At 48.6% G+C, this 23,518-nt stretch carries 24 protein-coding genes; 11 read left to right on the plus strand and 13 right to left on the minus strand.

Going from position 1 to position 23,518, the window contains the following annotated elements; all coding sequences use genetic code 11:
* Nucleotides 1-7: 7 nt before the first annotated feature.
* Entirely contained in the window at nt 8-2,182 is a 2,175-nt protein-coding gene (gene katG / locus TOLA_RS05125) for a catalase/peroxidase HPI (protein ID WP_012729221.1), read from the minus strand.
* Nucleotides 2,183-2,523: 341 nt separating this feature from the next.
* On the opposite strand from katG, the gene acuI reads away from it, so the two are divergent.
* Nucleotides 2,524-3,507 (plus strand): acrylyl-CoA reductase (NADPH), encoded by a 984-nt coding sequence (acuI, locus tag TOLA_RS05130; protein WP_012729222.1) that lies wholly within the window; start codon nt 2,524-2,526, stop codon nt 3,505-3,507.
* Between the two features lie 18 nt (nt 3,508-3,525).
* Here the strand turns inward: acuI and acuR are convergent, their stop codons facing one another.
* A complete protein-coding gene (gene acuR, locus TOLA_RS05135; protein WP_012729223.1) occupies nt 3,526-4,164 on the minus strand; it encodes an acrylate utilization transcriptional regulator AcuR in 639 nt (212 codons plus the stop codon).
* Between the two features lie 252 nt (nt 4,165-4,416).
* Here acuR and TOLA_RS05140 point away from each other — a divergent pair, with 252 nt between their 5' ends.
* Nucleotides 4,417-4,617 (plus strand): hypothetical protein, encoded by a 201-nt coding sequence (locus TOLA_RS05140; protein ID WP_012729224.1) that lies wholly within the window; start codon nt 4,417-4,419, stop codon nt 4,615-4,617.
* A gap of 89 nt (nt 4,618-4,706) precedes the next feature.
* Here TOLA_RS05140 and msrB read toward each other — a convergent pair whose 3' ends face one another.
* The 10 genes from msrB to TOLA_RS05190 all read right to left on the minus strand — a co-directional run bounded on the left by msrB (nt 4,707) and on the right by TOLA_RS05190 (nt 13,442).
* Nucleotides 4,707-5,765: a peptide-methionine (R)-S-oxide reductase MsrB gene (gene msrB / locus TOLA_RS17055; protein ID WP_012729225.1), complete on the minus strand. Its 1,059-nt coding sequence runs from the start codon at nt 5,763-5,765 to the stop codon at nt 4,707-4,709.
* A gap of 118 nt (nt 5,766-5,883) precedes the next feature.
* Nucleotides 5,884-6,273 (minus strand): diacylglycerol kinase family protein, encoded by a 390-nt coding sequence (locus TOLA_RS05150; protein ID WP_012729226.1) that lies wholly within the window; start codon nt 6,271-6,273, stop codon nt 5,884-5,886.
* A gap of 42 nt (nt 6,274-6,315) precedes the next feature.
* On the minus strand, nt 6,316-7,917 hold the full coding sequence (locus TOLA_RS05155) for an LssY C-terminal domain-containing protein (protein ID WP_012729227.1): 1,602 nt from the start codon (nt 7,915-7,917) through the stop codon (nt 6,316-6,318).
* Nucleotides 7,914-9,365, minus strand: a complete 1,452-nt coding sequence (locus TOLA_RS05160) for a permease (protein ID WP_012729228.1) — start codon at nt 9,363-9,365, stop codon at nt 7,914-7,916. Before TOLA_RS05160 ends, TOLA_RS05155 begins: the two co-directional genes overlap by 4 nt.
* Before the next feature lie 21 nt (nt 9,366-9,386).
* Nucleotides 9,387-9,770, minus strand: coding sequence for a DUF2703 domain-containing protein (locus tag TOLA_RS05165; protein WP_012729229.1), 384 nt, complete (start codon nt 9,768-9,770; stop codon nt 9,387-9,389).
* A gap of 76 nt (nt 9,771-9,846) precedes the next feature.
* On the minus strand, nt 9,847-10,086 hold the full coding sequence (locus TOLA_RS05170) for a thioredoxin family protein (RefSeq protein ID WP_012729230.1): 240 nt from the start codon (nt 10,084-10,086) through the stop codon (nt 9,847-9,849).
* Nucleotides 10,087-10,111: 25 nt separating this feature from the next.
* Entirely contained in the window at nt 10,112-11,155 is a 1,044-nt protein-coding gene (locus tag TOLA_RS05175) for a permease (protein WP_012729231.1), read from the minus strand.
* An 89-nt stretch (nt 11,156-11,244) separates the two neighbouring features.
* On the minus strand, nt 11,245-11,793 hold the full coding sequence (locus TOLA_RS05180; protein ID WP_012729232.1) for a sigma-70 family RNA polymerase sigma factor: 549 nt from the start codon (nt 11,791-11,793) through the stop codon (nt 11,245-11,247).
* Between the two features lie 27 nt (nt 11,794-11,820).
* Nucleotides 11,821-12,894 (minus strand): ACR3 family arsenite efflux transporter, encoded by a 1,074-nt coding sequence (arsB, locus tag TOLA_RS05185; protein WP_012729233.1) that lies wholly within the window; start codon nt 12,892-12,894, stop codon nt 11,821-11,823.
* Nucleotides 12,895-13,034: 140 nt separating this feature from the next.
* Nucleotides 13,035-13,442 (minus strand): YbaN family protein, encoded by a 408-nt coding sequence (locus tag TOLA_RS05190; protein WP_218916121.1) that lies wholly within the window; start codon nt 13,440-13,442, stop codon nt 13,035-13,037.
* 368 nt (nt 13,443-13,810) lie between these two features.
* Here TOLA_RS05190 and TOLA_RS05195 point away from each other — a divergent pair, with 368 nt between their 5' ends.
* Nucleotides 13,811-14,014, plus strand: coding sequence for a hypothetical protein (locus tag TOLA_RS05195; protein ID WP_012729235.1), 204 nt, complete (start codon nt 13,811-13,813; stop codon nt 14,012-14,014).
* Nucleotides 14,015-14,487: 473 nt separating this feature from the next.
* Complete coding sequence (locus tag TOLA_RS05200; protein ID WP_245534226.1) at nt 14,488-14,631, plus strand: hypothetical protein; 144 nt, start codon at nt 14,488-14,490, stop codon at nt 14,629-14,631.
* 211 nt (nt 14,632-14,842) lie between these two features.
* Here TOLA_RS05200 and TOLA_RS05205 read toward each other — a convergent pair whose 3' ends face one another.
* Nucleotides 14,843-15,769, minus strand: coding sequence for an aminoimidazole riboside kinase (locus TOLA_RS05205; RefSeq protein WP_012729237.1), 927 nt, complete (start codon nt 15,767-15,769; stop codon nt 14,843-14,845).
* 560 nt (nt 15,770-16,329) lie between these two features.
* On the opposite strand from TOLA_RS05205, the gene TOLA_RS05210 reads away from it, so the two are divergent.
* The 7 genes from TOLA_RS05210 (at nt 16,330) to TOLA_RS05240 (ending at nt 23,505) form a co-directional block, all read left to right on the plus strand.
* The gene (locus TOLA_RS05210) at nt 16,330-17,595 is read left to right on the plus strand and encodes an extracellular solute-binding protein (RefSeq protein ID WP_012729238.1); all 1,266 of its coding nucleotides are present in this window, start codon (nt 16,330-16,332) and stop codon (nt 17,593-17,595) included.
* A gap of 77 nt (nt 17,596-17,672) precedes the next feature.
* A complete protein-coding gene (locus tag TOLA_RS05215) occupies nt 17,673-18,548 on the plus strand; it encodes a carbohydrate ABC transporter permease (protein WP_012729239.1) in 876 nt (291 codons plus the stop codon).
* An 8-nt stretch (nt 18,549-18,556) separates the two neighbouring features.
* Nucleotides 18,557-19,468 carry a carbohydrate ABC transporter permease gene (locus TOLA_RS05220; RefSeq protein ID WP_012729240.1) on the plus strand — a complete coding sequence of 304 codons (912 nt, stop codon included), beginning with the start codon at nt 18,557-18,559 and terminating at the stop codon, nt 19,466-19,468.
* 19 nt (nt 19,469-19,487) lie between these two features.
* The gene (locus TOLA_RS05225) at nt 19,488-20,942 is read left to right on the plus strand and encodes a glycoside hydrolase family 32 protein (RefSeq protein WP_012729241.1); all 1,455 of its coding nucleotides are present in this window, start codon (nt 19,488-19,490) and stop codon (nt 20,940-20,942) included.
* An 11-nt stretch (nt 20,943-20,953) separates the two neighbouring features.
* Entirely contained in the window at nt 20,954-22,081 is a 1,128-nt protein-coding gene (locus TOLA_RS05230; protein WP_012729242.1) for an ABC transporter ATP-binding protein, read from the plus strand.
* 96 nt (nt 22,082-22,177) lie between these two features.
* The gene (locus tag TOLA_RS05235; RefSeq protein WP_012729243.1) at nt 22,178-23,194 is read left to right on the plus strand and encodes a LacI family DNA-binding transcriptional regulator; all 1,017 of its coding nucleotides are present in this window, start codon (nt 22,178-22,180) and stop codon (nt 23,192-23,194) included.
* Between the two features lie 62 nt (nt 23,195-23,256).
* A complete protein-coding gene (locus tag TOLA_RS05240; RefSeq protein ID WP_012729244.1) occupies nt 23,257-23,505 on the plus strand; it encodes a hypothetical protein in 249 nt (82 codons plus the stop codon).
* The last annotated feature ends 13 nt before the right edge of the window (nt 23,506-23,518 follow it).

The raw sequence follows: 23,518 nt of genomic DNA on the forward strand, positions 1-23,518 counted from the left end.
TCGCGGATCAGAGCAGATCAAAGCGATCTGCATTCATGACTTTAGTCCAGGCGGCAACAAAGTCTTTTACAAATTTTTCCTTGTTGTCATCCTGCGCATAGACTTCAGCGTAGGCCCGGAGGACCGAGTTCGAACCAAAGACAAGATCGATCCGGGTTGCTGTCCATTTGACTGCACCGGTCTTACGATCACAGATCTCATACAGGTTGCTACCCGCCGGTTTCCATGTATACGCCATGTCCGTAAGGTTGACGAAAAAGTCATTCGTCAGCGCACCTTCGTGATCGGTGAAAACGCCATGGCGGGTGCCATCGTAATTGGTACCGATCACACGCATACCGCCTACCAGAACCGTCATCTCATTAGCCGTCAGCCCCATGAGCTGGGTCCGATCGAGCATCAGCTCTTCGGCAGTGACCACGTAGTTCTTTTTCAGCCAGTTGCGGTAACCATCAGCCAGCGGTTCGAGCACGTCAAAGGAAGCAACGTCGGTCATTTCCTGAGCGGCATCACCACGACCCGGAGCGAAGGGGACGGTGATATCGAAGCCGGCAGCCTTGGCGGCCTGCTCAATACCGACATTACCGGCCAGAACAATCACATCAGCCACACTGGCGCCGCTTTGGACTGCAATCGGTTCAAGCACCGCCAGCACTTTGGCCAGACGTAACGGCTCATTGCCTTCCCAATCTTTTTGCGGGGCAAGACGGATGCGCGCACCGTTGGCGCCGCCACGTTTGTCCGAACCACGGAAGGTCCGCGCGCTATCCCAGGCGGTGGCGACCATATCACTGATACTGAGGCCGCTGGCCGCAATCTTCGCTTTGACCGCGGCGACGTCATAGCCTTTGTGGCCGGCGGGTACCGGATCCTGCCAAAGCAGATCTTCCTTCGGCACATCAGGGCCGATGTAGCGCGCTTTCGGACCCATGTCCCGGTGGGTCAGCTTGAACCAGGCGCGGGCGAAGATCTCGGAGAAGTAGTCCGGATCTTTGTAGAACCGCTCTGATATTTTCCGGTACTCAGGGTCCATCTTCATGGCCATATCGGCATCGGTCATGATCGGGTTATAGCGGATCGCCGCATCCTCGACATCGACCGGTTTATCTTCTTCCTTGATATTGATGGGTTCCCACTGCCAGGCTCCGGCCGGGCTTTTCTTCAATTCCCACTCATAATTCAGCAGCAGATAAAAATAGCCGTTGTCCCACTGGGTCGGATGGGTGGTCCAGGCACCTTCAAGACCGCTGGACACGGTATTCCGGCCAATCCCCCGGCTGGTTTTATTGAGCCAGCCCAAGCCCTGATCTTCCACCTCTGCGCCTTCGGGGGCAGGGCCCAGCAGTTTAGCGTCGCCGTTACCATGCGCTTTACCCACGGTATGACCGCCTGCGGTCAGGGCTACGGTTTCTTCATCATTCATTGCCATTCGGGCGAAGGTTACGCGTACATCTTTGGCGGTTCTGAGCGGGTCGGGTTTACCATCAACCCCTTCCGGATTGACGTAGATCAGCCCCATCATGACGGCTGCCAAAGGATTTTCCAGATCCCGTTCACCGGAATAACGGCTGTTGGGGTTTTCAGTAGGGGCGAGCCATTCTTTTTCCGATCCCCAATAGATGTCTTTCTCCGGATGCCAGATGTCTTCACGACCAAAACCGAAACCGAAGGTCTTTAGCCCCATCGATTCATAAGCCATATTGCCTGCAAGAATGATCAGGTCAGCCCAGCTGAGCTTGTTGCCGTATTTTCTCTTGATTGGCCAGAGCAGACGCCGCGCTTTGTCCAGGTTCACGTTGTCGGGCCAGGAGTTCAGCGGAGCGAAACGTTGATTTCCTCTGCCGCCACCGCCACGGCCATCAGCGGTACGATAGGTGCCGGCAGAGTGCCAGGCCATGCGGATCATCAGGCCGCCATAGTGTCCCCAGTCTGCAGGCCACCAGTCCTGACTATCGGTCATTAACGCTTTGAGGTCGTTCTTTAGTGCTTCAACATCAAGTTTCTTCACTTCGTCCCGATAATTAAAGACCGTGCCCATCGGATTGGTTTTGGTGTCTTGCTGATGCAGGATGTCGAGATTCAGTGCTTTGGGCCACCAATCTGCGTTTGACATGCTTGCCGATGTGGCACTCCCATGCATGAAAGGACATTTACCGCCAGAACTCGTGTTTTTTGGATCCATATCGCACTCCTTGGCTGCATTTTCAACGGAATGGGATGTATGCCCCAGGACAGTTGACCATAGCAGTATGTCTGAAGATGATCAGAAAACAGCAGTTATGAAAACTATAGCCCTGATGGCAGATTTTGCCGTTAGAGAAGCAATAAATTCGATCATATCTGAAGCGTTTTCATGTGTTTTCTTTCGCGAAAGATATTCGTATGAAGGGGGGAGTTGCCGGAACTGATTAAAATCAAAAAATACCAAGATAGATGGATTCTTCACTGTAATTTGCTGTCGATCAGTCTATATTGCTATTTTATAGACGATCGGTCTATATCTTGATCAAGACAGGATAAATTATGTTTAATGCCATTCTGATTGAAAAAAAAGAAAACCAGTATCAAAGCAGTCTGACTCAACTGGATGATGCTCAGCTGCCCGCAGGTGATGTGACGGTAAGAATTGATTATTCCACGCTGAACTATAAGGATGGCCTGGCCATCAGTGGTCGCTCGCCGGTTGTGCGCCAATTTCCGATGGTGCCCGGTATCGATTTCGCCGGCACGGTTGAGGCAAGCTCGAATCCGGAATTCACCCCGGGTCAGAAAGTTTTCTTAAATGGTTGGGGTGTGGGTGAGAAACATTGGGGCGGACTGGCGCAGAAAGCCTGTGTGTCTGCCGATTGGTTGTTACCGTTGCCTGAAAAATTAAGTACCTATGATGCGATGGCGGTGGGAACGGCCGGTTATACCGCGATGCTGGCGATCATGGCACTGGAAAAACAGGGTGTGATGCCTGACAGCGGACCGGTACTGGTAACCGGAGCCAATGGTGGCGTGGGGAGCTTTGCTGTCGCGTTTCTTGCCCGTCTTGGTTACAAAGTCATTGCATCGACCGGACGCCCTGAAGAAGTTGAGCATTTAACAAAACTGGGTGCCAGCGAGATCATTCACCGCGACACTCTCTCTGCTGCCGGAAAACCGTTAAGTAAAGAACAATGGGCAGGCGCTATTGATTCGGTCGGCAGCCATACGCTGGCTAACGTTTGTGCCGGCACCCGCTATGGCGGCACTGTGGCCGCCTGTGGTCTGGCTCAGGGAATGGACTTTCCTTCTTCCGTTGCGCCTTTTATTCTCCGCGGCGTTACGCTGGCAGGGATCGACAGCGTGATGTGCCCTAAAGCCATTCGTCAGCAAGCCTGGCAGCGAATTGCTGAACTGCTTGATCAAACGCTGGTAGAGGAAGCTACGAAGAAAATCGGCATGTCAGAGGTAATTGCGACCGCGCATGACCTGCTGGATGGCAAGGTAAAAGGAAGAGTGGTCGTTGATGTAAATCAGTGATCCCAATGGCGCACTGATTCACTTCTTAATTGAAGTCGAAAAATAGCACCAGAATTCTTCCAGCGGTTGTGTGCTCTTATAAAGTTTGGCGCGCATAACCGCACCTTCCCACCCGGACCAGAACAGGGCGGCTAATTTGTCATGATCGGCATCTTCAGCGATCTGATGACAGGATTTTGCTTCTGACAAACAACGGCTCACACGCTGCTGCCACTCGCCAAGAATGGTCTGCAAATGGCTTGTGAACGCCTCAGACAGTTGCGGGCTTTCCTGCATCAGGTTACCCACGAGACAACCCCGTTTGAATTGATATCTGGTCATGCCGGCTTTGGCGTCGTTGACGAAATTCTCAATTCTCGTTAACGGAGGAAAGGCGTCATTTGTCAGGTGCTTATCGAGTTTGTGAGCGAAATATTCACCATAAGCGGTGATCACGGCGTAACCAAAATCTTCTTTGTTTTTGAAATAGTGATAAAAAGAACCTTTCGGAACCGCTACATTTTTGACGATCGCATCAATACCTGACGCGATGAATCCATGTTCAGTCAGCAGTACCAGGCCGCTTTTAATCAATTCCGCTTTGGTGTCAGTGAAGTTTCGTTCTGATTTAGGGGGTCTGCCACGTCCGCGTTTCACTGGTGTTTGTTCCGGCGCCACTCGCTTATCCTCAGAACAGCCATATTGCTATGTCAAAATGACCCTATCGATGTGGGTCTAATTTTATGCCAATAAACCGAATGAGTCATATTTTTGTGTTCAGAGGGGCATTCTGTTGATTGTGTGCGCGCCGTCAAAATTTGAATAAGTTTCGGCAACAGCGGTGTTCTGTCCGTTCGAATGTAACCGTTCTGTAACCATGCCTGCATATGCTTAACGGACACAAATCGGTAGAAGTAGGAGAGATTAGCGATGATGGATTCACATTTGACTGAAATTAAGAATGCACATCTGTTTATGGATTATCTCCGGAGCTCAGGAGTGAAATCTCCGGGATCACGCAGTGATAACTGGGAATTTGCTGATAAAGAACGTGTACTGGCCAAGATCAGCAAAGACAAGAATGGTGATACAAAGTTCTTTATCTGCGCCGCCATGCTGGGCCGCAAGTAACAGTAAATAACAGATATATTTATGCGAAAAAGCCCCGGATACAATGACGCATCCGGGGGACACTTCCTAAAAGGCTTTTTTAATCTGCTTTACTTAAATAACTTTTCATATTCGCCATAACCCGCTTCTTTCAGCTTATCCGCTGGAATAAAACGCAGTGCGGCAGAGTTCATACAATAGCGCAAACCGGTCGGGGCTGGTCCATCCGGGAAGACATGTCCCAGATGAGAATTGCCCAGTCTGCTGCGTACTTCCGTGCGGGTCGTAAACAGCGTGTTGTCTTCCACTTCGGTAATGTTGCCCGCCACCAGTGGCCGGGTAAAACTCGGCCAGCCGGTTCCGGAGTCATATTTGTCGGTTGAGCTGAATAACGGTTCGCCGGAGACAATATCAACGTAGATGCCGGGTTTCTTGTTATCCCAATAGATATTATCGAACGGCGGTTCGGTGCCGTTTTCCTGCGTGACCTTGTATTGCAGCGGCGTCAGTTGCGTTTTCAGATCCACTTTGGGCTGCATCCCGGTGGGGTCAAACCAGATGCCATCCCAGGTTTTATGCAGAAAATCATCCCGCCCGGAACGTGAGCGGTAGTATTTATAGCGGATCGGATTTTTCTTGTGATAATCCTGATGGTATTCCTCCGCGCGCCAGAATGCGGGGGCCGCCAGTATTTCGGTCACAATCGGCTGATTGAAAATACCGCTGTTCGCTAACCGTTCTCTGGATTGTTGCGCCAGCTGTTTTTGTTCGTCGTTATAGGCATAAATGGCCGAGATGTATTCATGACCCCGATCCACAAACTGACCATCCGCATCGGTCGGATCGATCTGATGCCAGAAGATATTGAGCAGCTGATTGTAGGTCACGAGTTTCGGGTCATAGGTGATTTGTACCACCTCAGTGTGACCGCCCCGGCCGTAATTTTCATATGTCGGATTTTCAGTGGTGCCGCCGGCATAACCGGATACTACTGAAATAACCCCATTGAGTGTTTCAAACGGGCTGGTCATGCACCAGAAGCAGCCGCCTGCGAACATGGCTTTTTCTGTCATGCTGGCTGGTGTTTTAGTTTGTTCGGCAGCAGCAGAAAAACTCACGACCAACAGCAGCGCCGCTAATCCTCCAAGGTATTTAAGAACGCGTTTCATATGACCTCCAGCCGTCACCGGCATTCACACATCATTGGCTGATGCATTCAAACCAATGAGAATGGTTCTTAAATGATATAAACGTACTGAGATGGGGAATAAGATCACTCGCCGCTGTTTATAAAAGTAAGGCGATATGCGGAACGAAAATGATCAGCGCAATAATCACCGCGCCGATGGCACTGAGCAGGACCGCTCCTGCCGCAACGTCTTTAGACTTTTTGACTAAAGGATGAAAGTCAGGGGAGGCGACATCACATAAAAATTCAAAGGCAGTGTTTAACGCTTCCGAAACCCAGACCGCCATGATCGCCAGAATCAAAAAGCACCATTCAATCGCATTCACTGAAAGAACGGCAGCTGCTAAAACGACGCACACCGTGGCAAATAAATGCACCCAGGCATTATGTTCGCTTTTCAGCATTTCAGTGACGCCCCGGACCGCATGCCGGATGCTTTGTACTCTTTTCGCAACCGAAAAGGTTTCTGACTGATTGGTTAAAGACATGTTTTTGTCTCCTGTGGCCGCTGTCGATAGCCCGGGTTATGGCTATTGCAGTGAAAGCACATACATATAGCCATCACTGAAAAATGGATCGCCTTTAAAGTTGTAGCCGATCTCCGGGTTTCTTATTTGCATTTTCAGACTGGTATTTATTTTATTGGCCAGCAGTAAATCCCGATACAATTGTTCTCTTTCCGCATTTAAATCGGGAGTAATAACCGGAATGATCCCCCATTTAAAGCCTTTGTCTGCACTGACCATGCCGACATAGAGATCTTTTCCATCCTGAGATTTATAATTTGTCTGCCATATTTTAAGATGGTGTGCATCTTTCAGCCAATTCGAGTTGGTTATCTTTCTGAATGCCACATCCTGAATTTTAGCATTCCAGAAAGAGGGATAAATCGGAGCTGATGGATAAGGCTTTTCCGATGTCAGCGATTTAATGGCATTGATGAATGACGGAATATCTGAATTGTCAATTAAATGCCAACCGGCTGCCTGCATTGCTGAAATCAAAGTTTGTTTATCGGATGCCTGAAATATAAAACTGATGGGTTCCTGTCTTTTTCCAATCAGATCTTCAGTATATTGAAGTTGCTCTGTTGTAAATATATCGGTAACTTTTGAGACAGTAATATCACTGGCAACCGGAACAGGGCGTAATGGCGGATGATAATTCAGCGCAAAACTGCCGTAAAAAAGAAACGTACCGAATATCAGCGCTCCGGTGAGGAGGCGTCTTTTGCTGCTCGCCAGCGTCAGTGAACGGGCGGAGCTGGTATGTCTGAGCCATTCAGACAAGGTAATGCCAATAATCAGCCACATCGCGCCAACGAGATAACCACTCCAGACATCACTGATATAATGCACGCCAAGATATACCCGGCTAAAACCAATCAGCAGCGCAAGAATTGCGGTTGCAAAAAACAGATTTACCTTATGCGACCAGTAATGCGTGGAGCGGATGAGCAGATATCCGAGAAAGCCATAAATAGCGACCGCGATAGAGGAATGTCCGCTGGGAAACGAGAAGGAATCTTCCAGATATACGGCGAACTCCGGACGTGCACGCTGAAACGCCAGCTTTCCCAGCCAGGTAAATGAGAGACTCCCGATAGCAGCCACCAAGAACGGATAAATGAAATATTTTTTATGCCATATAAAGAGAATGATTAATGAAGACAATACAACCACAGTAATTATTTCTAATTTTCCAAGTAACGTTATCCAGGTAAAGATATGGGTTAGTGTGTCATTTCTCAGAATATAAAACAGATTCGCGATGCGAATATCTGCGGCAGTAATGGAATCGGAAGTAATAAAGTCTTCAACGATGCCGGCAAATAATGCGACGACATAAAACAAGGCCAGTGCAAAGATAGACAGGGGGCGTCCGGTGAACACTGTATTATCAATTCGTGCTTTCAGAAAGACCACTAAGCGGGGGTGATTTTTAGCCCATACTGCAGCGTATTCATTTTTTATTATTCTGATTTTCAGCATATGCAGAAGCGCATGCAATCCGGATAATAATTGTTCTCCTTTTTTTATCGTTATCCATTTTAAAACCAGAGTGAATAATACAAACGCTAATGCAAGCGGAATAAACAGTCCGGCACGGGATAACCACAATTCTGTCATCATGTGCTGTCCTTACGCTGCCGGTTTGACAGCCATAAAGTTCCTGACAGTAAGCCTAAAAATATCAGCAGATAGACCAATACCACGCCTGCACTGGTGCCATCAATCCAGATCCCATAGAGATAACCTGCCAAGGTGCTGAACAGCGCGACCCAGGCGACGTAAGTCCAGGTTTTCAGGTAGCCGATAATGGCCGCAGTGATGAGAATGCTTTGCAGACTGAGCTCCGGATCGGCCATCAGATAGGCCAGCAGAGGACCGCGGTGCATCCCCAGGCTGAGGAACATCTGCGCTATCGGCACTTCCACCAGCGTTGGGAAGTACATGAAGACACCGAATATCACACCCGCCAGATTACCGGTTAATGTGTTCTGTCCGGCTAAGGCTTCTATCCACTCTGGCTGGATGAGCTCTCTGATCACCCCAACCAGAAATACGCCAATCACCAGCAGCGGAAAAATCTGTTTTACAAATTTCCAGGATTCCCATAACAGCTCACGAACCTGATCTTCCGTGAATCGGGTCTTAAGTATCCAGCCGAGCAACAGCAACGAAATCAAAACGCCAATAGACTTCCCGTTAATCAGAATATCCAGCCCGGTGGCATGGGGTCGCATACCGACAGCGGCAACTAGTAAGGTTATGCTCAGTAAAATCAGCGAAGTCCATGTCCAGCGGTTAAAGCCATCAAAAATTGTTTCAATCCCTTTCCATGATGCAAACCCAATCAGCAGTAACAGCATAATCAGAAAAGCACCTTGTGCGCTGACACCTTCACCGCCTCGTGCCGGATCAAAAGGGATCAGTTGAAACAGATAGTTTTGCAGGCTATCCAGGCCGCTCACCGGTAAGGTGAGGGTCGCGTAAACGTCCGTCAGCAGTGACACCTTGAGTGTGCCGGCCAGCAGCAGGGCGATCAGCAGTAACAGAAAGATCAGTGCACTGGGCGGCATCCGGCCTTGCCCGGCGAACAGGGCATCGGTGGCTTCATCGTGTTCTTTATCGGATTGCCGGAATATCAGCGCCATGATCAGGCCGATGCCGATCCCAAATGTCAGAGAGAGCAGCAATCTGGCAAAAGCGAGGTCCACGCCGATGATGCCGCCGGTATAGATCAGCGCCAGAATATTGGCGGCCGGGGCAAAGAACAGAAAAGTGATGGCAGGCCCGAGACCGGCGCCTTTTTTATATATCCCGGCAAAAAGCGGCACGATAGTACAGGAACATACTGCCAGCACCGAACCGGCCAGTGCCGCCGCCGGGTAGGAGATATATTTAGGGCGATTCCGCCCCAGAAACCGGGTGATGATTTCTTTGGGGATCAGTGCGGTCATTGCGCCGGCAATATAAAAAGCCGGCAGCAGACAAAGCAGAACATGTGCCGCGAGGTAGGAAGCCAGATTGCCGAGGCCGCTGAAAAACAGATGTAAGGAAAAGGATAATATATCCATCTTGCCCTCCTGTTCAGCCAGTTATTTTTGCTGTGCGGCTTTTAATCCGGCCTGAATGATTAACTCCTGCGGTATGGTTTCATACACGATGTTGTCTATTTCCAGCGTCCGGCAGTTTTCATCCTCACAGGCAGCGCAACACAGGCTTTGTCCGCTCTTCGCATCAAGCCATTCCTCCAGCGGTTTATCACCGATCCAGATCCGGTTTGATTCCTGCGGATGGGCCCTGAATTCCCGTATAGAAAGCGTTTTTGTCCGTAATACCGGCTCAATACCTAAGGGTGATAATTGCTCCTTTAGTTTTTCAACTGCCCGGAGCATCTCCATATAGGTGTTACCACAACGTTCGCAGGTTTCACCATCCGCAGTGACGAGGCGCTGCCAGGTAATCGGTAATATTTTCATCACAACGACCTCATCATGTTTAGTGGTTAACTGCAACAGCGCTGATTGGCTGACATTTCAGTGGTTTTCAGATTCCTTATGACTGCATAAACCATTGTTTAATTTTATCTTTTGACGGAATGCCGCCGGAATGCACAACCTTGCCATCCACGATGACACCGGGCGTTGATAAAATGCCGAAGCTGACGATGTCTTTGATGGCCTCTACTTTTTCCAGCTGAATATCTTCGCCATATTCTTTGGCAACTTCTTCAATCAGTTTGGCGGTGGTTCTGCAGTTGGCACATCCTGGGCCCAGTACTTTGATATTTTTCATTTTGTTTTCTCACTCCTGATAAAAATCACAACAATATATTGAAGACATAACCGACCAGCATGATCCCGCTGGCGACAACAGTTATAAACGTGGCGATCAGGCGCATTTTGAGTACTTTCCGCAAGATCACCATTTCCGGTAACGAGAGTGCGATAACACTCATCATGAACGCGAGTACCGTGCCTAATGCCGCGCCCTTAGCCAGCAAAGCCTGAACAATCGGGATCACCCCGGCGGCATTGGTATACATCGGAACACCGATGACGACCGCCAGTGGCACCGACCACCAGGCTTCTCTCCCCATGAACGAGGCCATGAAATCTTCAGGCACATATCCGTGGATACCGGCACCGATGGCGATACCCGCTAAAATGTAAGGCCAGACTTTACCGACAATATTGCGGACCGCGGTGAATCCGCTGCTAATACGGTCAGCCAGCGTTAACGTATCGTCTTCTATACTGAATTGCGTTTTGGGTATTTCCTGTACCCAGTCTTCAAGATATATTTCCATTCTGAGCCGGCCAATCACCCAGCCACTGATAATGGCTACCGTTAATCCTAACCCCATATAAAGCATAGCTGTTTGCCAGCCAAACAAGCCGAATAACAATGTGAGAGCGACCTCATTTACCATCGGGGCTGAAATCAGAAAGGAAAAAGTAACACCGAGCGGCACGCCTGCCTGCACGAAACCAATAAACAGCGGGACAGCCGAACAGGAACAGAAAGGCGTCACGATGCCTAAAGTTGCAGCCATCACATTAGCCACACCATGACTGCGGTTTGCCAGCAAGGCGCGGGTTCGTTCGGGCGTGAAATACGAGTTGATCATACCCATGATGAAGACGATACCGGTCAGCAGCATCAGTACTTTTGGGGTGTCATAAAAGAAAAACTGCAGGGCACCGCCCAGATGACTGTTTCTGTCTACCGGTAATGCCGCAACCAGTGATTCAGAGAGCGGGATCAGGGTCTGATACAGGCCAAACCAGATCGCGCCCGCTATTAGCAAAAAAGGTAACGGTTGTTTTTGTGTAAATGCTTTTGCAGCGACGACAGCATTCATTTATCGGTGCTTCTCTGTTTTTTATCCAATTACAAAGAAGACGGCGGAACTGCAAAAAGATGCAGCCTGTTTTGAAAATATTGGCGGAATTATTTTTTGCGGGGTGTGAAGCAGCAGACCTGCCCCTGAGTATCGAGCACAACCTTGCATGAGAGAAGTAACCCATCGCGCAGGCGTTTTCTGGCTCGCTGGATCCGGGATTTTGTTGCAGATAACGTCAGCTGATGTGCCTCAGCATAAGCCTGCAATGACATGCCTTCAATATCACACCGGCGGATGATGTCACTGTCATCCGGATTTAATTCACTCAGAACGCGGGGCAGGCATTGCGTCAGCTCGTCGACCGCGGCAATCGCTTTTTCATCTGACGCCAAATCATCCGGTAAGGGGATGAGTTTTTTGTTTTTCCGGTATGTATCGATCAGATAATTCCGGGCTACCTGGAATAACCAGGCGCGGGGATTACTGATATTACAAAAGGATTTTCCCTGAGAAATAGCCTTAATAAAGATGTCATGAAGCGAGTCGGCAGCATTGTCGCTGTCTGCCAGTTGATGCAACAACCAGTGACTCAACTCTTCTTCATTGGCATTCCAGGCTTTTAACACGCAATCAGGAATCGCCGGTTTATCTGACATTTTATTAAGGCTCCGGGTAGCAGATGTTTATTTTATCCCTTGTTCATACCAGCCTTTAGACTGATTCACAATTTTTACGACCAATAACATCACAGGAACTTCAATCAGCACGCCAACTACCGTTGCCAGCGCAGCACCGGAATGAAAGCCAAACAGACTGATTGCCGCCGCAACCGCTAATTCAAAGAAGTTCGATGCGCCAATCAGTGCTGACGGGCAGGCGACAGAATGTTTTTCGCCAACCTTGCGGTTCAGCCAGTAGGCGAGGGCAGAGTTGAAAAACACCTGGATCAGAATCGGCACTGCCAGTAGCGCGATGACCAGCGGCTGACTGAGAATCGCATTGCCCTGAAAGGCAAACAGTAACACCAGCGTCAGCAGTAAGGCGGTAATTGACCAGGGCTGAATGGTGTTCATTACAGAATCGAAATGAGCCTGACCTTTGGCCAGTAATGCGCGGCGTAAAATCTGCGCAATGATCACCGGAATAACGATATACAGTACCACCGAGGTAAGCAGCGTGTCCCACGGCACAGTAATGCTGGATACACCGAGCAGCAGGGCGACAATCGGAGCGAATGCGACCACCATGATCAGATCGTTAAGGGCGACCTGAGACAGGGTGAAGTAAGGATCACCATTCGTCAGACGACTCCAGACAAACACCATGGCCGTACAGGGTGCCGCTGCTAGCAGGATCAAACCGGCAATGTAGCTGTCGATTTGTTCTGCCGGTAACAGTGATGAAAAAAGCACACGAATGAACAGCCAGCCCAGAATTGCCATGGAAAATGGTTTAACTAACCAGTTCACAAACAGGGTCACACCAATCCCGCGGAGATGGCTTTTTACCTGATGCAGCGCAGAAAAATCAATTTTCAGCAGCATCGGGATGATCATCACCCAGATCAGCAAACCGACCGGCAGATTCACCTTGGCAATTTCCATCGCGCCGATTGCCTTGAATACCGCAGGGAAACTCTGGCCCAGCGCGATGCCAACGACAATACAGATCCCAACCCAGGCCGTAAGATAACGTTCAAAAAAGCTGATGCCGGCTTCCGGTTCATTTTCCGTACTGATTTCATATTCTAAAGACATGACTTTCTCCTGATTCGTCATCAAATCACTGAATTTGTGTTTTATCTGCTAATTGTTCAATATTACAAGAGAAGTTGAAATGATAAAACCAATAATTACATCTGATCTGCAGCCATGGAATGTTTCCCGGTAAACCTGATTCAATCAGCTTCTTTCGATGAGGAATACTCTGCTGGTAATTCTGCTTCCTGAGGTTCTGGCCGGAATGTTTTCATCCGGACCAGATGGATCGTAACGCTCACCGCGATACCCAGCAAAATCAGCTGCACCCACCACTGTGAAACCACAAACCAGATGGAATAACTCATGGTGAGCCATAGCAGACTGAGCGCGATAACTTTCTGTTTGAGGGGCATGCCCCGGCCTTCCCGGTAGTTACGAATGTATTCGCCAAACCAGCGGTTAGTGATGAGCCAGTGATAAAAACGCGCTGAACTGCGGGAATAACAGAAAGCCGCCAGTAACAGAAAAGGCGTGGTTGGCAGTAAAGGCAGAAAAATGCCGGCAATGCCCAAAATTACGCAAATCGTACCTATTACAATCAGCATTATTTTGACCACACTTTTCATTAATCCATCCCACTGAGGTACTGCAGACTGCTTGTTCAGCGTTGACCGGCGCAACTGTAAGCGCCGGAATCTTTGGCATGTATGATGCTAAGGTATCACTTCCCGGTTGAGCTGAGCCAGTTATAGTTACAGGTGTATTGTTATAGTTTAGTCAGAATTCACCTGCTTTCCAGCCGACAACAGCAAGCGATTATTGAAGAGAAAGTCAAATTCTCAGGCCCTTCACTGGTTATCTGTGGTTACTGAGTCTAAACTTTAAGTGAAACGTAATGTTACATTTAGATATAAAATGGTGTATTTTGGTGCAATAACTAAATAGTCATAGTAATCGGGATGGAGGGTGTGTCATGGATTCACATTTAACAGAAATCAAAAACTCGCATTTGTTTACTGAGTATCTGATGTGTTCCGGAATTAAGTTGCCTCGTTCCCGCAGTGAAAACTGGGAGTTTTTTGACACCGGTAAAGATTGTGTCACGGCCAGGATCAAGAGAGATGAAAAAGGGCATGCCCGTTTTTTCATCTGTGCAGCCCTGCTTGGGCGTAAATGAACGTTTTTTGAACGTTATTGAATAAGCCCTTTTAAAAGAGGGGTTTTATTATTTATCGAATATATGCATGATTTTACTGCGCAATTGAATTAATGAAACGACGGTTCATTTTTGTTTTTTATTTAATTGAGTTTGTAGTATCAGAAATAAACAATTTAGATTTCAATTCGTTTTGTTGTATTTCATGTAACTGTTTACGTTTTATGAAATATATAAATTAAAAATTATATTTGTGACACATATACCGATTCGTAAGCCTTTCCTTTCATTCAAATCACCGCGGTGTGTAGAATGAAACAACCAGGTAACAGCTGGTATAGCTCTGAGAGAGCGTCAGTCCATGGGGGTGTGACTGGTCGGCTCAAGGAGTGTTGCATTCTTTTTGTTCTTTCACTTATTGCTATGGAGTCTCAGATATCATGGATTTACACTTAACAGAAATCAGAAATGCGCATCTTTTTATGGAATATTTAATGAGCTCAGGCATCAAATCTCCGCGTTCACGCAGCGAAGATTGGGAGCTGGTAGACAAAGAGCAGGTAATTGCTCGTATCAAAAAAGATCATACTGGTACTGCGAAGTTCTTTATTTGTGCAGCCATGCTGGGACGTAAGTAATTTTAATTCTCTGAGAGCGAAAGTTTTTAATAAAATTCTCCGCTCTCAGGTTTTTTTGAAATATTTAACTGAATCGATTCATGCTGTTTTTTAAATCTTAATTCTTTCCTTTTTTATTTTTCTCGTCATTATCCTGATAAATTTAATGCCTTAGTCGCTACAGAATTAATCTGCAGCGCTAAGGCATCGTTTTTTTTGCTTCCGCCGTTGGTTACTCTGCCAGATACGCTTTCAGTAGCGTTTCTGTCGGCAGTGCAGTCATAGCGCCTTTGGCTGTGGTAGCCAGCGCACCACAGGCATTAGCCTGACGGATGATTTTCAGCAAGTTGTCGTTGTTATGCCAGTCATCACACGCAACCAGACCGGCCAGCAAACCACCAACAAAAGCATCACCGGCACCTGTCGTATCAACCGGATTTACCGGTTTGCCGGTTACGAGTTGCTGTTCGTTGTGGTGAACGACTAATGCGCCTTTTTTCCCTTGCGTGATCACAACCAGTGGCAGATTGTATTGCTCATTCAGCCAGCTCAGTGCGGTTTGCAGATCGCTTTGATCGGTCAGGAACAGCAGTTCATCGTCAGAGAACTTCACCACATCTGCCAGCGCAACCGCCTGCAGAACGACCGGTTTTAAATCAGCCGGGTTCAGCCACACTTCTTCGCGCAGATTCGGATCAAATGACACATAACCGCCCGCCGCTTTGATCGCTTTCATTGCAGCCAGTGTCGTTGAGCGTGATGGTTCATTCGCCAGCGCAATAGAGCAGACATGCAGCCATTCGCCTTTCTGAAATGCCGGTACATCCTGCGGTTGCAGGAACTGATCAGCACTTGGTTTCACCATAAAGGTAAAACTGCGTTCACCGTGGTCATCTAAATCGACAATCACGGTTGATGTCCGGTGTTCTTCATCCAGCAGCATGTATTGGGTGTCTACACCTTCATCTTTCAGCACCTGCTTCATAAAGCGGCCCAGCGGATCCTGACCTACGCGGCCAAAAAACGCACTGTCTCCGCCCAGGCGGGAAATCGCGACTGCAACGTTGGCAGGAGCGCCACCCGGGCATTTCAGATAGTTGGTTTCGCCATTAGGGATCAAATCAACGACCGCATCACCTGTCACCCATACTCTTGCCATCTAAATTTACTCCATTTGTTATTGATACCGGTTCAGGCTTCCTGAGCACCACAGGTATCGTAAAAAGCAATGTAACAAGACTTTGTTACATGTGTATCCTGAGAAAATTTCAACGCCGGAAATATAAGCCAGAAAAGCAGAGAAACAATAAAGAATTCACAGAACAGTTTTGATTTCTGCAGCGGTACGCAAATTTTTCATCAGCAATGCAGGTTAGATGCCCCTGGTACCAAGGTGATGTCTGTTATCTTAACCTGAGTGTCTCAGATGAAATCTTTCGGGTTTTTCACGATGTGATAGCGGTAGTTTGGGTAACAAATTTTGAGTGTTACCTTTGTTTTCCCTTCTAAAAATAGATTTGTTAACCATTTAATGTGACTTTGATCGTTATTTTTATTGTTACCTCCCCGTATATTGCCGTCAACTTAATGAGCACTAGGTTGTTACATTGAATTTGGAGTGTTGTTTCATTGGTGTGATGGTAAACGGTCCCCATTGATACTCTGTTTTATGGTCACCCGAAGTGACCGGATTATTGTCAGCAAAGGGAAGGGAATAACATGAAAAAATCCTTACTTGGATTATGTGTTGCCAGTGTGTTTGCAACTCAGGCAAGTTATGCGCTGGAATTAAAAGCATGGGTTATCGATGGTGATTCTGAAAAACCATATTTCCAGCAACTGGAAGAAACCTTTAATGCCAAATACAAAGATCAGAACATCACCGTCGATGTGGTTCCTATTCCCGGCTACAACAGCGCAATCCAGGCTGCTGCGCTTTCCGGTGAATTGCCGGATGTGATCATGGTTGATGGTCCGAATATGGCGAACTATGTCTGGACCAAAATGCTGCAACCGATGGATGGGTTGCTGGATAAAGCCATAGTGGCCGATTTGCTGCCATCGGTTAAAGAGCAGAGTATTTATGGACCGGATCAAAAGATTTATATGGTGAGCCCTTATGACTCATCCGTGCTGTTATGGGGCAACAAAAAGTATCTGAAAGAGGCAGGCGTGCGGATTCCGGCCGGCATCAAAGATGCCTGGGATGATAAAGAGTTTGCTGATGCGCTGGCGAAACTGGCCAAAGTGAAAGGGGTGCAGTGGCCACTGGATATGAAACTGAACTATGACGGCGAATGGTACACCTACGGTTTTGCGCCTTTTATTCAGTCCCGTGGTGCTGATCTGATTGATCGCAAGGCATGGAAAGCGGAAGGCACGATTGATTCACAACCTGCGGTGGATGCGTTAACTGAACTGCAGACATGGTCAAAAAGCGGCTGGATCGTACCGGCCACTGCAGGAGATAACCGCTTCTATGGTGACAAAACAGCAGCTCTGGCCTGGGTTGGCAACTGGATGTGGCGAGCTCATAAAACCGGTCTGGGTGATGATCTTGTGCTGATCCCTGCGCCAAAACTGGCTGGTAAATCCGTTTCTCCGAACGGTGGCTGGGGTTGGGCCGTGCCAGCTACAACCCAAAACACAGCGGAAGTGGCCAAGTTCCTGAACTTCGCCTTATCCACCGAACAGGTTGCCAAATACGCTGACATCACTGGCTATATTCCGGCCCGCCAATCCTCGGTCGCATTATCTGAAATCTACCGTCCGGGTGGCGAAGGTGCGCTGTTTGTCGAACAGGCACAAAGCGCGGCGGTAGTGCGTCCGGTGCATCCGGCGTATCCGGTTATTTCCACCTCCTTCGGTAAAGCGGTACAGAACATCCTGCAGGGCGCTGACGTCAAAGGTGAGTTGCAAAAAGCCGCCCGTGCCATTGATGAAGATATCGAAGATAACAGCAGTTATCCCCCGTTTGATAAGTAAGTTGTAAGTCAAAGTCGCGCCTGTGCCTCGTCAGGCGCGCATCTCTCTCGCTTAAACAGATTCATGCAGGAGTTATTATGCGCCGGTTGAAAAACCTGATGCCAGAATTGGCTATGCTGATGCCCGCAATCGTGTTGTTAACGATCTTCGTGGTAGTGCCGTTTTTCATGTCAGGATATTTATCCTTCACCAATGAAAAACTGATTGCCCGTCCGATTGCGACAATATGGGTTGGATGGCGGAATTACGAACGTCTTTTTACTGATCCGGTGTTCTGGCAGGCAGTAAAAAACACGTTTTACTTTGCCTTGCTGGTTACCCCACTCCAGTTGGCAATTTCACTGGGTTCAGCGCTGTTATTAAACAGTAAGCTGCCGCTGCGTACCCTGTTTCGCAGCATCGCGTTATTACCATTATTAACCCCGATCACCGTTATCGTGGCGATCTGGGCTGTGCTTTACAAAATCCCCGACGGACTGTTTAACCATATATATCAGTCTCTGCTTTCCACTTCGCAATACATTGACTGGCTGGGCAATGTAGATATGGCGATACCGGCGATTGTGCTGCTGTCTGCCTGGGCGACCTTCCCATTCCAGATGCTGATCTATCTGGCTGGTCTGCAGGAGATCCCGAAAGATCTGTACGAAGCCGCGGAACTTGATGGTGCAAAACCTTTCAAGCGTTTCCTGCATGTGACCTTACCGTGTCTGCGTAACACCAATATTTTCGTCATCATCGTTACCACCATTGGTGCACTGAAACTGTTTACTCAGGTCAACATTCTGACTCACGGCGGACCAAACGGCGCGACCAATACCATCATTCATTACATGTATGAAAACGGGTTTGTGGCGCAAAAAATTGGCTATGCCTCTGCAGTTTCTGTGGCGTTTTTCTTCACAGTAACGGCGATTGCATTGCTGCAACGTTTCCTGATGAAGAATGAGTAGGAGGCAACATGAAATCAGAAACCGTTCAGTTTGTTCCCGCGATTGATGACGCTGTTGCAGGCAAAGGGAGTCAGGCCATGAAATTCCTGGCTGGTTTAAAAAATGTCCGTGTCTGGTGTGGATTACTGCTGTCGCTGTGCGTTCTGGCACCGCTGATGATGATGGTGACGATCAGTCTTAATCCCGATGAAGAGCAGATCATGATCTCCATGGGAACCATCAAGGCATTCATTCCGCATGTGCTCTCGCTGGAGAATTACCGCGAGATCTGGGGCGATCCGAATCAGCCGTTTGCCCGCTACCTGTTTAATACATTGCTCATCGTCTTTACCACGGTATTTATGTCGATTGTAGTGAACTCCTCGGCAGCCTTTGCGCTGGCGTGGGGGCAGGGTGGGTATCGCAAAATCGTGATTGGTGTCGTGGTCGCACTGCTGGCGATTCCAGGAGAAAGTCTGGCGCTGCCGCAACTGCTGATGGTGAGCAAGATGGGCATCATCGACAGTTATGAAGTGCAGATCCTGCCGTTTATCGGCAATGCCATGTCACTGTTCCTGTTCTATCAGTTCTTCACCAAGATCCCGAAAGATCTGATTGATGCAGCCAAGGTCGATGGCGTCAGCCTGTTCAAAACCTATCTGCATATTGGTTTGCCTCTTTCCAAACCCGTGATTGCAACCGTGGCTATTCTGCAATTCCTCGAGTTCTGGAACAGCTACCTGTGGCCGGTCATGGTTACCCGCGGACCGGAATATCGTCCGCTGTCGGTGGCGATGTCAGCCTACTTCGGCAGTAATCAGGCCTACTGGGGCAACATCATGGCGTTTGCGGTGTCGATGGCGATACCGGTCATTATCTTCTTCTTATTTATTCAGCGGCATTTTGTCCAGAGTATTACTGGCAGTGCGGTGAAAGGTTAAGTCTTTATCAGGAGTTGTTATGTTAGCGGAAAAATATTATCGCCCACTGGTTCACTTTACCCCACCTTTTGGCTGGCTGAATGATCCGAATGGCCTGGTTTACAAAGACGGTGAGTATCACCTGTTTTATCAATATCATCCGACCGATAGCGTCTGGGGTCCGATGCACTGGGGACATGCCGTAAGCCGGGATCTGTTGGCGTGGACGCACCTGCCGATTGCGCTGGCACCTGATGCGCTGGGTGTCTGCTTTTCCGGCACGGCGATGGTGGATAAAGGTGATAAATCCGGGATGTTTGATGGTAAGGATGGCTTGCTGGCGTACTACACCATTACGGCCGATAACGTCCCGTTTAATCAGAGTCAGGGTCTGGCTTACAGTCAGGACAATGGCCGTCACTGGACTAAATACGCGGGCAATCCGGTTGTCGCGAATCCGGGCTTTGAGGATTTTCGTGATCCGAAAGTGTTCTGGCACGAAAAAACGCAAGCCTGGATCATGCTGACCACCGTCGGTCAGCAGATCGCAATTTACCGCTCCGCTGATGCGAAAACCTGGCTGTTCAGTTCTTTCTTTGGCGAAGAACATGGCGCACATGATGAGCGGGCGTGGGAATGCCCGGATCTGTTCGAAATCAGCATCGAGGGCAGCAAGAAAACCCGTTGGGTTCTGATTGTTGGGGTTCAGCGCGGTGCCTACTCCGGTGGCTCTGGCACACAGTATTTTGTCGGCCAGTTTGATGGCGAGCAATTCATCAATGAAAACACCCCTGACACGGTGCTTTGGTTGGATTATGGCCGCGATTTTTACGCCACCCAGACCTGGTCTGATATTCCGGCTGCCGATGGTCGCCGGATCGGAATCAGCTGGATGAGCAACTGGCTTTACGCCAATCAAGTGCCAACCCAAAGCTGGCGTTCAGCGATGAGCATGCCGCAGGAATTAGCCCTGAAAGTAACGCCGGACGGACTCCGGTTGTGTCATGCGTTTATCCGTGAACTAGAAGCGCTTTGTCAGCATCAGGTGACGGCTGCAGATAAAACACAGGCAACACCGGGGGCGGTATTTAATTTTGACTGGTCTGAAGCCCATCGTTTGCAGTTCTCGCTGGAGCTGAAAGATAACAGCACACTGGTTTTACAGCCGATGAATGAACTTGAGTTTACTTTCACGGTGCAGAAAGGGCAGCTGACACTGCGTTGCCAGCGTCACGGACAAATCGGCGTTGCGGAATTTGATGAGCACTTTCCACATGATTTTACTGTCGCATTAGGCGCAAACCGCCCTCTGAGTGCCGATCTGTTGCTGGATCGTTCTTCTGCGGAATTGCTTCTGGATAGCGGACGTTATGCCATCACTAATCTGGTATTCCCGAAAGAAGGGCCGACGCAGCAATGTGTCGCAGCGCTGCGCTCCGGTGAAGTAATTATCCGCGATCTTCACAGACATGATCTGGCTAAAGTGACTGCATAAGGAATTTATAAATGGCTGATTTAAAACTGAATAAAGTCGTTAAGCGTTTTGGCGAAGTACAGACTATCCATGGCGTGGATCTGGATATCAAACATGGTGAGTTTGTGGTGTTCGTCGGCCCGTCCGGCTGTGGTAAATCAACGCTGCTACGCATGATTGCCGGGTTGGAAACCATCTCTGACGGGGAAGTGGTGATTGATGAGCAGACCGTAAATGACGTGTCTCCTTCTGATCGTGGTATCGCCATGGTGTTTCAATCCTATGCGCTCTATCCGCACATGACGGTGCGGGAAAACATGAGTTTTGGTTTGCGTCTGGCGAAGAAAAGCAAAGCCGAGATTGAACAACGCGTGGGCGAAGCATCCCGCATCCTGAAACTGGATCACCTGCTGGATCGTTTGCCGAAGCAGCTTTCCGGTGGTCAGCGTCAGCGTGTTGCAATTGGCCGGACCATTGTGCGTAACCCGAAAGTTTTCCTGTTTGATGAACCGCTGTCGAATCTGGATGCGGAACTGCGTGTGCAGATGCGGGTCGAAATTTCCAAACTGCATGAGCAGCTCGGTAACACCATGGTTTATGTGACACACGATCAGGTCGAGGCGATGACCATGGCCGATAAGATTGTCGTGTTACGTGATGGCCGTGTCGAACAGGTGGGAGCACCGCTGGAGCTGTACCATAATCCACAAAATCAGTTTGTGGCTGGCTTCATCGGTTCCCCGCGTATGAACTTCCTGAATGCCGAAGTGTTGAAGGCCGAAGGGAATACAGCATGGCTGAAACTATCTGGTGGTGAAGAGTTTTGCATGCTGACAGATCGTCCGGTTGTCGCCGGTGATGTGTTGTTGCTTGGTATTCGCCCTGAACATCTGCTGGTAGGGACGTCAGGGGATGTTGATATTTCCCTGAAAGTCGATGTGGTTGAAGCGCTGGGAGGAACCACCTTTGCCTATACCCAATATGCCGATGAAGATCAGGTTGTTGTTGTGACAGACGGCGGGCACATCATCCCACGTGGTAAAACCATGCCGGTCAGCTTCCAGTTGGAGCATGTGCATCTGTTTGATACCAAGACTGGTGTAAGTTTATTACAACAGAAAAAGTCGCCTCAGGTAGAGAAAATGCTGGCAACAATGTGATCCCACAGTACGTAATATGTTGATAAAACGAAGAAACGAGTGACGTTGGTTTGGCATATTACGTACTATCAGATAAAACATCAGTGGCACCGAATTATGACGACGATAAGAGATGTTGCAGAGCTGGCGGGTGTATCTATCGCCACCATTTCCAGAGTTCTGAATAACAAAGGCAAGGTTTCAGAAGAAACGGCAGAACGTGTCCGCGCGATAGTCAAAGAGCTGGGGTATGTTTATGTGCAACAGCCGCTGAAACGTCGTCAGGTTGTTACTAAGCCACAGGGTGTCTTTGCCATTATTCTGCCTACCTTGTCGAATCCTTATTTTGCTGAATTGCTGGATATAGTCGAACAGGAAGTGCAATACCTCGGCCGTTCGTTGCTGGTATATAACTCGCGGGGTGATGTACAACGTGAACTGGGTCTGCTCAATATCTGCAAGCAACAAAAGATCGATGGTCTGTTTATTGTTCCGAGCTCGAATAAACCGGACTATATCGCCACGCTGAATCAGCAGCCATTCCCTGTGGTATCACTGACACAGCTTCATCCTGAACTAACCAGCGTTGCGGTTGATCATGCTGAAGGTGGGGCGCAAGTTGCCGAACATCTGGCCAGCATGGGGCATACCCAAATAGGGTATCTGGGCCCGGCTGATGAAGCTGAACAAAAATTCACGGGTTTCCGTAACAAACTATCCGATTTACGTATCCCGTTACCGGCAGAACGAATTATTGATACGCCGGATGTATCCGCCCCTGAATTATCAGCCCGGTTTAGCACTTATCTCGATCAGCATGCGGTATTACCATTTTCTGCTATTTTCGTTTTTAACGACGTTTCTGCTCAGTTAGTCATTGAGGTATTACAGTCGCGTGGTTATCGCGTGCCGGAAAATGTGCTGGTGGTGGGGTTTGATAACACGCTGATTGCACAGGTCATGAATATCAGCAGTGTGGCGCAGCCAATCCGGGAAATCGGTCGTCTGGGTTTTCAGGAAATGATGCGCTTAACCGGACAGAATGAAACGGATACTGACATCCATCATCTGATTTTGTCGCCGCGTCTGGTTTTGCGCAACAGCTCAGTAAGAGTGATCAAAAAAGTATTATAATACGATGCCAATATCAGGATGTTTTCAGGCTACATCCATCTGTATATAAGGACGTGTACTTTATGAAAGCAAAATTGTTGTTATGGCTGGCAGGTGTTCTCCTGCTCGGCAGTGTTTTACCTGCTCAGGCGAATAGTTGTGGTTCTGATTGTGTTAACCAATGTTCCGGTAGTAGTGGGGGGGAGGAACAGGTGTATCGGGATTGTCTGGACAGCTGTGTAGCGGGTTGTCTGGAAGATGAGCCTGATGTACCGGATGTTCCGCCACCAACACCTGTTGAACCTGATGAATCAACTGAACCAGATGCGTAACCGCATCGCATAA

Origin of the sequence: Tolumonas auensis DSM 9187, assembly GCF_000023065.1 — a bacterium.
GTDB lineage: Bacteria > Pseudomonadota > Gammaproteobacteria > Enterobacterales > Aeromonadaceae > Tolumonas > Tolumonas auensis.